Source organism: Streptomyces sp. NPDC059037, assembly GCF_042740015.1.
Taxonomy (GTDB): domain Bacteria; phylum Actinomycetota; class Actinomycetes; order Streptomycetales; family Streptomycetaceae; genus Streptomyces.
The window spans coordinates 1-8,050 of the sequence record NZ_JBHYIG010000380.1 but is presented as its reverse complement, the minus strand read 5'-3'; the positions used below and the strand labels follow the sequence as shown (position 1 = coordinate 8,050).

Annotated in this window: 8 protein-coding genes and 1 pseudogene; 8 read left to right on the top strand and 1 reads right to left on the bottom strand. The window is 70.4% G+C overall.

What is annotated here, in order from left to right; all coding sequences use genetic code 11:
* Positions 1-68: 68 nt before the first annotated feature.
* On the bottom strand, positions 69-1,526 hold the full coding sequence (locus ACFWY6_RS42405) for a helix-turn-helix transcriptional regulator (RefSeq protein ID WP_384702325.1): 1,458 nt from the start codon (positions 1,524-1,526) through the stop codon (positions 69-71).
* 1,066 nt (positions 1,527-2,592) lie between these two features.
* Between ACFWY6_RS42405 and ACFWY6_RS42400 the strand changes: the two genes are divergently transcribed.
* From ACFWY6_RS42400 to ACFWY6_RS42365, 8 genes and pseudogenes are all read left to right on the top strand, one after another.
* A complete protein-coding gene (locus ACFWY6_RS42400) occupies positions 2,593-3,654 on the top strand; it encodes a hypothetical protein (protein ID WP_384702322.1) in 1,062 nt (353 codons plus the stop codon).
* Positions 3,651-4,406: an ATP-binding protein gene (locus tag ACFWY6_RS42395; protein WP_384702319.1), complete on the top strand. Its 756-nt coding sequence runs from the start codon at positions 3,651-3,653 to the stop codon at positions 4,404-4,406. Before ACFWY6_RS42400 ends, ACFWY6_RS42395 begins: the two co-directional genes overlap by 4 nt.
* A gap of 127 nt (positions 4,407-4,533) precedes the next feature.
* Positions 4,534-5,166, top strand: coding sequence for a WhiB family transcriptional regulator (locus ACFWY6_RS42390; RefSeq protein WP_384702316.1), 633 nt, complete (start codon positions 4,534-4,536; stop codon positions 5,164-5,166).
* A gap of 68 nt (positions 5,167-5,234) precedes the next feature.
* A complete protein-coding gene (locus ACFWY6_RS42385) occupies positions 5,235-6,476 on the top strand; it encodes a DUF2637 domain-containing protein (RefSeq protein WP_384702313.1) in 1,242 nt (413 codons plus the stop codon).
* Positions 6,473-6,664: a hypothetical protein gene (locus ACFWY6_RS42380; RefSeq protein ID WP_384702310.1), complete on the top strand. Its 192-nt coding sequence runs from the start codon at positions 6,473-6,475 to the stop codon at positions 6,662-6,664. Before ACFWY6_RS42385 ends, ACFWY6_RS42380 begins: the two co-directional genes overlap by 4 nt.
* A gap of 43 nt (positions 6,665-6,707) precedes the next feature.
* Positions 6,708-6,992: a hypothetical protein gene (locus ACFWY6_RS42375; RefSeq protein ID WP_384702307.1), complete on the top strand. Its 285-nt coding sequence runs from the start codon at positions 6,708-6,710 to the stop codon at positions 6,990-6,992.
* The gene (locus tag ACFWY6_RS42370) at positions 6,989-7,621 is read left to right on the top strand and encodes a plasmid mobilization protein (RefSeq protein ID WP_384702304.1); all 633 of its coding nucleotides are present in this window, start codon (positions 6,989-6,991) and stop codon (positions 7,619-7,621) included. The genes ACFWY6_RS42375 and ACFWY6_RS42370 overlap by 4 nt, the downstream gene beginning before the upstream one ends.
* Positions 7,618-8,050: pseudogene (locus ACFWY6_RS42365) on the top strand (mobilization protein); the annotation flags it as partial. The gene ACFWY6_RS42370 and the pseudogene ACFWY6_RS42365, both read left to right, overlap by 4 nt.

The window sequence follows — 8,050 nt, the reverse complement described above, 5'->3', positions numbered from 1 at the left end:
GCGGTAGCCACGCCTGCCGCGTCAGTTCCGGCGCAGTGCCGCTGTCGGCACCGGGGCCGCTGCGGGCCCTAGGCAGCCTCGTCGTGTGAGTTCGGCGGATCACTGTCGGGCAGAGACAGCTCGGCCAGGATGTCGCGGAGCACGCGCTGCTCGACGTTGCGTTCGCCGAGGAGCTGCTCGATGCGCGCCGCGGCGGCCCTGGGCTCGGCGGGCAGGCCCACGCGCACGAGCTGCTTCATCTCGTCGAGCCGCTCGCCGGACAGTTCTTCGCGCGGGACCCGTGCGATCACTGTCGTCGGTGCCACTTCAGTGACGCCCCACTGGCCGGCGCTTTCTTCTACGGCCCAGAACACGCTTCGCTTGGAGGGAGCGAGCGTCAGCTGGGCGTCGGGGCCCATGAGGCGGCTGAGGGCAGGAAGAGGAATGGCGTCCTCGCCCGCCTGCGCCGCGGCCTGGGCCGCGCTGCTGACCATGAGGCGGGCCTCGGCGCGGCGGCGGTCTGCCTCGGCACGGAGGCGGTCCGCCTCGGCGATCCGGCCCTGCGCCCGGTCGCGCTCGTGCGCCCCGTTGTGCGTCTCGTCTGCCCAGGCGTCGCGGACACCGCCCAGGGCGTCGCGCTGGGCATCCGGTTCCACCTCGGCGCCAGCCTCGACCCACGTCATGACGACGAAACGACAATCCGGCATGATCGCCGGGTACGTGACGTGGCTGACGATCTCGATCGTCCGGTAGTCGAGCGTCGGCACGGTGGCCAGGAAAACGTGCCCATCGCGGTGCTCCACGAAGTCGGTGTCCGACTCCCAGATCCGTCGGACCTCCGGGTTCTTCTTGACGTCCTCGATCAGTTCCTCGAGGTCGGTGTCGTCGCCATGGGTGGTTTCCGCGAAGCGGAGCATCCGCACGAAGACCGTCGCGTGCTTGTGCCAGTCGTGATAGGTCGCGCGCCCCTCGGCAGTGGTGAGTGCCCACCTGATCAGGTTGGCCTTCGGCTCCATCACCCACGGCCAGGTCTCAGCCATCGCCTGGTTGTACGCGAGGATGTTCCAGTTCCTGTCGCTGAGGTACGTGGGACTGGGCATCTGCTGGTCGATGAGCAGACGCAGCGCGCATCCCGCCTCGGGCTGCCCCTCGGGCGCGGACCGCAGGTAGGTGCCGACGTTGTGGAGCAACAGCGCGTGGCGCTCTTCGGAGTCGAGCTGCAGCAGCTCGACCAGGGCGTCGCACTGCTCCTGCGTGAAGCGCGGCGCGGCGCCGGATTCGATGCCGCGCAGCTTGCGCTCGCTGATCCCCAGGACGCGGGCGGTGCGAGGCTGCGTGACCCCGGCGGCCTTCCTCCACCGCTTGAGCATCGCCCCGAAGCCCATGAACTGACCGGCGGGCGCCCGCTCCGCAGGCACGAGCTCTGCCTCCGCGGCAGCGGCCCCGCCCGCCTCGGGGCGCCGCTCCGCGCTTGTGCCGGAGGTCTCCTCTTCCGCAGCTTCCGCAGCGCGGTTGCTGTCGGGCTGGTCCGGTTCCTTCGCGACCATTGAGATCCTCCCTCTCCTCTCGGACGGAGACGCCTGATTTTGGGCATGAAAAAAAGGGGGGTCAGCGCAATCGCTGGCCCCGCCCTGCCGTCTCCCCACCCACGACCATACGCAAAGATTTAGCCGGTCTTGACCACGTGTGGCCTCGCCCACATACCACTCGGAATGCATTGTTTATTCATGAACGGAACTCGGCGACACTGGGGAGACGTTCGCTGCCGAATCGGGCATCTCGGTAGGCAGTTCATGATCGCTCCGCGAAACCGGCAAAAGTTTGCCGGTTTTCGTTTCCGGCCGCCAAGGGTGGTCTAGACCGGACTGTCAAATTGAGCGCCACCACCAATGGACCACCTCATTCTGCTTACGCTGCAGGCGACTTACGGTCCCGTAGGTGGATTGGCGCGCATGTGCGACCCGCCCGATCTATGCACGCAAATCGGGCAAAAGATCACCGTTGACGCTCCTGGTGAGGCTTGGCTTAAATCCTTCTGACCAGCCGGTTCAACACGTTGTGACATGAGGCGCAGGGGGGCGTAGTGCAGATCATCTCCGGGACGCTCGGGGTAATCCGACGGCTGCCCGTGTCACGCCCCGTGGCTTCGACCCGCAGACGCAAGTGTCGGCGCCCTCCCTCTGCGACTTGTACCGCGCCCTTTAGCTAAGTCTGGATCTTGTCGCAGCGGCCGCATATGTTCGTCGTCCCTCGCCGGGTACCTCACCCGGCGCCGAGACAGGAGGAACAGCGTGGCCCTTACATGAACTGACCGGGCCGGGTAGCCCGGAAAACAGCGACGGCGCCTGAGAGGTGCAACTCCCAAGCGCCGAACGCCGAATGGAACTCCTGCCCGTGCAAGGGCCGGAGATTTACCCACCATCACCGCACCGGGCCAATTCCCAAACACGCCCCGGAGCGGCGCTCACTTCGAGGAGAGTGTTGCATGCGCACTGCCCTGCGCAAAAGGCCGGTCAGACCGGCCAGCGCGGCAGGCTGCCCCCTGTCCACCGCCCGTGACCACGTTCCGGTCCGGCGGGGCCCGCTCCGGCACAACGTCGGAGGTGGGGCCTGATGGCACGCATTCGCACGATCAAACCGGAGGCGTTCGAGTCGGAGGACCTGGCCTCGGTCAGCCTCACCGCCGAGCGGACCTTCTTCGGGCTCCTGACCCAGGCCGACGACTCCGGCCGGCACCGCGACCACCCCGCCATCGTCGCCGGGCGGTTGTGGGCCCTGCGTCCAGAACACACCGCCACCCACGTCGCCCGCGACCTAGACGAGTTGGCCTCCGCCGGGCTGGTGTGCCGCTACACCGGATGCGACGGACGGACCTGGCTGCACATCGTCACCTGGGACCAGCACCAGAAGATCAACAAGGCGACCGCTTCCCGCCTGCCCCGCTGCCCCAGCCACCAGGCCCGGCAGCACTGCGGCAAGTGCCAGGACGCGGCCTGCCCCAGCACGCAGGCAGAGGCATCGCCCTCGGTGGCACTGACTCCTACCGGAGAACTCCCGGAGGACTCCCGGAGCCCGCGGGGAGGGCTCCCCAGCCCTGTCATCCAGATCACCGACGCCTCGGAGCGTGCTCTGGAGCCCGAGACGGCAACGGTCAGCGCCCCCACAGACACCGACTCGACACCTACGGGTAAAACCGCAGGTCAGACGGCACTCCCGGAGGACTCCCGGAGGACTACGGGAGGAGGGCGGGAGGAGTCACGCCCTGGATCTAGGATCTTGGATCCTGGATCTTTCCTTACGGGGCGCGATGCGCCCGCGCCCGACGCCTCCTCGGCGAAGGTCTCGGCCAAGCAGCTGGTGGCCGAGTACGTACGAGGCTGCACCCGCCGCCCTCCGGCGGACTTCCTCGGCCATCTGGGCCGGAAGGTCAACGCCCTGCTCGACGAGCGGTTCGAGGCCGACGACATCCGCGCCGCACTCGACAAGCTGCGGGCCAAGGGGCTCAACCCCAGCGTCCTGCCGAGCCTGGTGAACGAGGTCGTCAACGCCGCGCCGCAGTCGGCTGCCGCGCTGTCGTCCGCCTCCGGCGCGGGGCCCTGGGCCAGCGCCGGAAGCTCCTACACGCCCTACCTCAACCCCACCGCCGAGCCCACGACGTTTGGAGGCCGCCTGTGACCCGCGCCCGCTACGCCGACCCGCAGCCCGCGATCTCCGAGCGGCTGCGTGAGCGCCTGGAGGCCAAGCTCGCCGAGCGCGGCCTGGACCTGGACCGTCCCCTGCCGGACACCCCGGAGCCGATCCCGGCCCTGGAAGCCGCCCAGGCGCGCATCCCGGTCGACTACCGCGCCGCGCTGCCCGAGCACCCGGACGTCGCCGCATGGGTGAGCGCCATCGCCGACAACGCCGTGGCGCCGAACGCCGAGGGCGTCAACCCGCACTACGGCACCGCCGGGCGCAGGGAGATCACCCACGGGCCCAGCCTGCTGCTGTGGGGCTCCACCGGCGCCGGCAAGACGCACCAGGCGTTCGGCGCGATCCGCGCCCTGACTGCCGCCGGATGCGGGGTGCACTGGCACGCCACCACCGCCGCCGACCTGTACGCCGACCTGCGCCCGCGCGCCGGGGTGGACCCCGAGCACATGCTGCGGCGGATCATGCGGATCCCGCTGCTGCTGCTCGACGACCTCGGTGCGGCCAAGCCGAGCGAGTGGACCGAGGAGATCACCTTCCGGCTGATGAACTGGCGCTGCCAGAACCGGCTGCCGACGATCTTCACCAGCAACATGCCGCCCGTGCGCACCGACCGGATGCCCGCGCGCCAGGCGGTGCTGCGCGACAAGGTCGGCGACCGCGTGCTCTCCCGCCTGTCCGGCATGTGTACCGCCGTCGAGTTCACCGGGCCCGACCGCCGCTTCCAGCGCCGCTGACCTGCCCCTCGCGCCACCGATCCCGCCGTGCGGCCCTGCCCGCCGCACCCTGCCCCGCCTCGCCGCACACCGCCGCACCGCGGTGCTGCCCTGCCCGCCTTCCTGCGAGGCGACCTCGGAGACTCCCTTGCGCTACAAGACCACCAACGACTCGCCCGCGCCGGACCTGCGGGGAACCGGCGACCACAGCTGGCACCCCCGGGGCTCCTGCTACGGCATGGACCCGGCCCGCGCCGACAAGCTGTTCTTCCACACCGTGCGTGACCGCCGGGCCATCGCCGAGGCGAAGCGGATGTGCGCCACCTGCCCGGTGAAGAAGGACTGCTTCACCTACGCGATCGACCACCAGGTCATCTTCGGCATCTGGGGCGGCCTGACCGATAAAGAGCGCAAGCAGTGGCTGGAGAAGCGCGGCGAGCGCCTGGACTACGACCGCGTACGCGCCACCCTCCAGGGCCGCAATGTGCCCCTGACCACCGCGGAGCGCAGCACCGTCATCCACCAGCTGTGCCTGCGCGGCTGGAGCCCCGAACGCGTGGCCCACCGGCTGAACGCCGACCTTGACTGGATCCGCGACCTGATGCGCGAGGCCGCCCGCGTCATCGAGGCGCGCGACCTCTACTGGGACCTCGTGGAGGAACCCGACGGCACCCTCCGCGAGCGTCGCCCGGACGAACGTCGCCCGGACGAGGACGGTGCACCGGAAGGTCGCGAGCTGCGGACCCACGCCCTGATCGCCTCCCTCGGAAAGGCTGCATGACCACCCCACCGCTTCAGAGCCTGGGACCACTTCGCCATCGAGACCACCCGGACCGCAAGGTGCCCCCGGTGAGCATCACCACGACCCACCGCAACTTGATCATCGGCGGTGCTGCCCTGGTCGCCGCTGTCGCCATGGCAGCCTCCGCCGACACCCTCGCCGCCCTCGGCCGCGCCGTGGGCTGGGGATACGTGCTCTCCTGGGCCCTCCCCGTCAGCGTCGACGTCCTGGCCCTGGTCGCCGGCCTTGCCTGGATCGCGGCGGGCACCGGCCGCAGCCTCGGCCGCGTCCTGACCCTCCTCACCGTCGCCGTCTCCGTCCTGCTCAACGCCTTGGGCCACCTCGTGTCGACCGGGCACCTCACCGCCAGCCCGCACCTGGTGATCGGCGTCTCGGCCGTGCCTCCGCTCGCCGCAGCACTCGCCGTGCACCTCGGTGCCACCGTCACCACCGACCGCACCGCGCCCTCGGCGGACCACGGCGACGAACGAGCGAACCAGACCAGTCCGAAGAATGCGGGCCAGGGCGCCGGGGCAGACCAGCTGCCGGACCACGAGCACGGGCGGACCACGGACCAACCGCCCTCCCCCGCCCTCGCCGACGACGAGCACGGACCCGCCCAGGAGCATGGTCCGGTGAGCGCGCACCAGGGCGCCCCGGCGGACCAGATGCCGGAACGCGAGCACCCGCAGACCGCAGACCACGACACGCGGACCACGGACCAACCAACCGCCCCCGCCCCTGCGGACCGCGACGCCACGGCTGCGGACCAACGGACCAACCCCGCACCGGAGCACCCGGACCAGGTCGCGGACCACGACGTGACCGCTGCGGACCAGCAGATCACCGCTGGTCCGCGGGAGGCCGACAGTGAGGGGCGGACCAGCAACGCCGCAGGCCAAGCGGCTCCAGGACCGCATGGTCTGGCGGACCACGAGCGGGCGGAACACGGACGCGGACCGGCCGAAGGGTCTGGTCCGGTGAGCGCGGACCAGGGCGCCCCGGCGGACCAGGACGACGGCGACTCCTCGGGCGGACCGCAGGGGGCGCGGACCACAGACCACGAGCCCTCGGCGCCGGACCCGCGGACCAAGCCCGCAGACCAGGACGAAGTCCCGTGGGAAGCGAAGGTCGAGGTCGCGCGCAAAGCCGCCCTCGAAGAAGGCCGGATGACCCGCCGGGCCATCCGACCGCACCTGCGCAACGCCAACATCACCGTCAGCAACGAGCTGTTCAGGAACCTCCAGGCCGCCCTGTACGCGGACCCGACGCTCGCCCACCTGCCCCGAGACACAAGGAGAGCCCGATGAAGACCTGCGAGCGCTTCGAGCGCATCAAGAGCGGCTACGAGCGGGACATCACCTACCTGCGCAACCACTCCCAGCGCAGCCAGGGAACAAAGGCGGCGAAGACGAGCGCGACCAACGCCCTCGCCGTGAAGTCCCGCATGGCCAAAGCCCTCGGCCGGCACTTCGAAGGCTGCCCGATATGCGGATGACCAGGCGATAACTGCAGGTCAAACGCCCTATCCCCCTGACGCGGTGGCCCGGCCCGGTGCCGGCCACCGCCCCGGCCCTGGAGGATCCGCCATCCGCTCCCGCCACTCCCGTACGTCGATCCCGACCGCAGCCGAAGCGAGCGCCTGGGCGGAAGTCCTGGTCCGCCGCCGTCTCCTGCACGCCGCCGTCCTGGCCCCGACCGGTCAGTGGCTCGTGCAGAGCGCTCCCGAGGCCCCCGTCCGCGTTCTGGAAGGCGCCGTCGCCATGGTCGATCTCGCCGCCCAGATCCAACACCACACCCGCACCACGAGGAACCACACCCGATGACACGCCCGAACAACACGCAGCCCGACACCCCCAACGAGGCGGTGACTAACTCCCTCTCGTCGGGAGCAAGTTGGGGCGGAAGCGTAGCTTCCGCCGACCCCGCCCCGAAGGGGGCGGGAGCGGACCTGAACCAGGGGGCGCAGGTCCGGCAGGCTTCGACCGAGGGCGGACCGAAGCCTGGGGGGAAAGACGAAGCGAACCACCGCCGTCGTCGCTCGTCCGCCGCGCCGCGCGCCCGTCAGCGTCCGCGCCAGCCGCGCGAGAAGAAGCGTCTGCACCAGCCCAATGCACGCTTCAACGATGAAGAGTTCGCCCTGATCAAGTCCGCCGCCGCCCAGTCGAATCTGTCCGTCGCCGGCTTCCTCGCCCGCTCCGCCCTGCGCGCCGCTCGCGACGTTGACCGCACTGCCGCAGAGATAGCCGACGACCGCGAAGTGATCACCGCCCTGTTCGACTCCCGCCGCCGTCTCGGCTGGGCGGGCAGCAACCTCAACCAGGCCGTCAAGGCACTGAATTCCGGCGCCGCGGCACCGCAGCTCGAGTCGGCCATCGCCGCTGTCCGCGCGGCGGCCGACCGCGTCCACGAGGCCGTATCCCAGCTCATCGCCCGCCAGCAGAACTCGGCATGATTCCCAGCATCAACGACCCGGGCGACGACACCGCCGGTCTCCTCTACTACTTGTACGGCGCCGGGCGTGCCGAGGAGCACGTCGACCCGCACCTCGTCGCGTCCTTCGACGGCATGGCGCCCGACCCCGGCCGCAGGGCCGACTTCCACCGCGCCATCAAGGATCTGGCGGGTCTCATCGACCAGCCCGTCGAGGCCCTCCCCTCACATGCCCGGCCCGCCCTGCCCGTGTGGCACACGTCGGTGCGAGCGGCTCCTGGCGACCGCACGCTGTCCGACGACGAATGGGCGGACATCGCTCGCCGGGTTGTCGCCGCCACCGGCATCGATCCCGGCGACGGGGAACCCGGCTGCCGCTGGGCGGCCGTACGGCACGCGGACCAAAACAACCACAACCTCCCCCCCCGGGTATGCGAGTGCGGTAGGACCC

Excerpts from the sequence above, each read along its gene's own strand:
- ACFWY6_RS42400 (WP_384702322.1), top strand. The coding sequence starts at position 2,593 with ATGGCACGCATTCGCACGATCAAACCGGAGGCGTTCGAGTCGGAGGAC.
- ACFWY6_RS42370 (WP_384702304.1), top strand. The coding sequence starts at position 6,989 with ATGACACGCCCGAACAACACGCAGCCCGACACCCCCAACGAGGCGGTG.
- ACFWY6_RS42405 (WP_384702325.1), bottom strand. The coding sequence starts at position 1,526 with ATGGTCGCGAAGGAACCGGACCAGCCCGACAGCAACCGCGCTGCGGAA.
- ACFWY6_RS42380 (WP_384702310.1), top strand. The coding sequence starts at position 6,473 with ATGAAGACCTGCGAGCGCTTCGAGCGCATCAAGAGCGGCTACGAGCGG.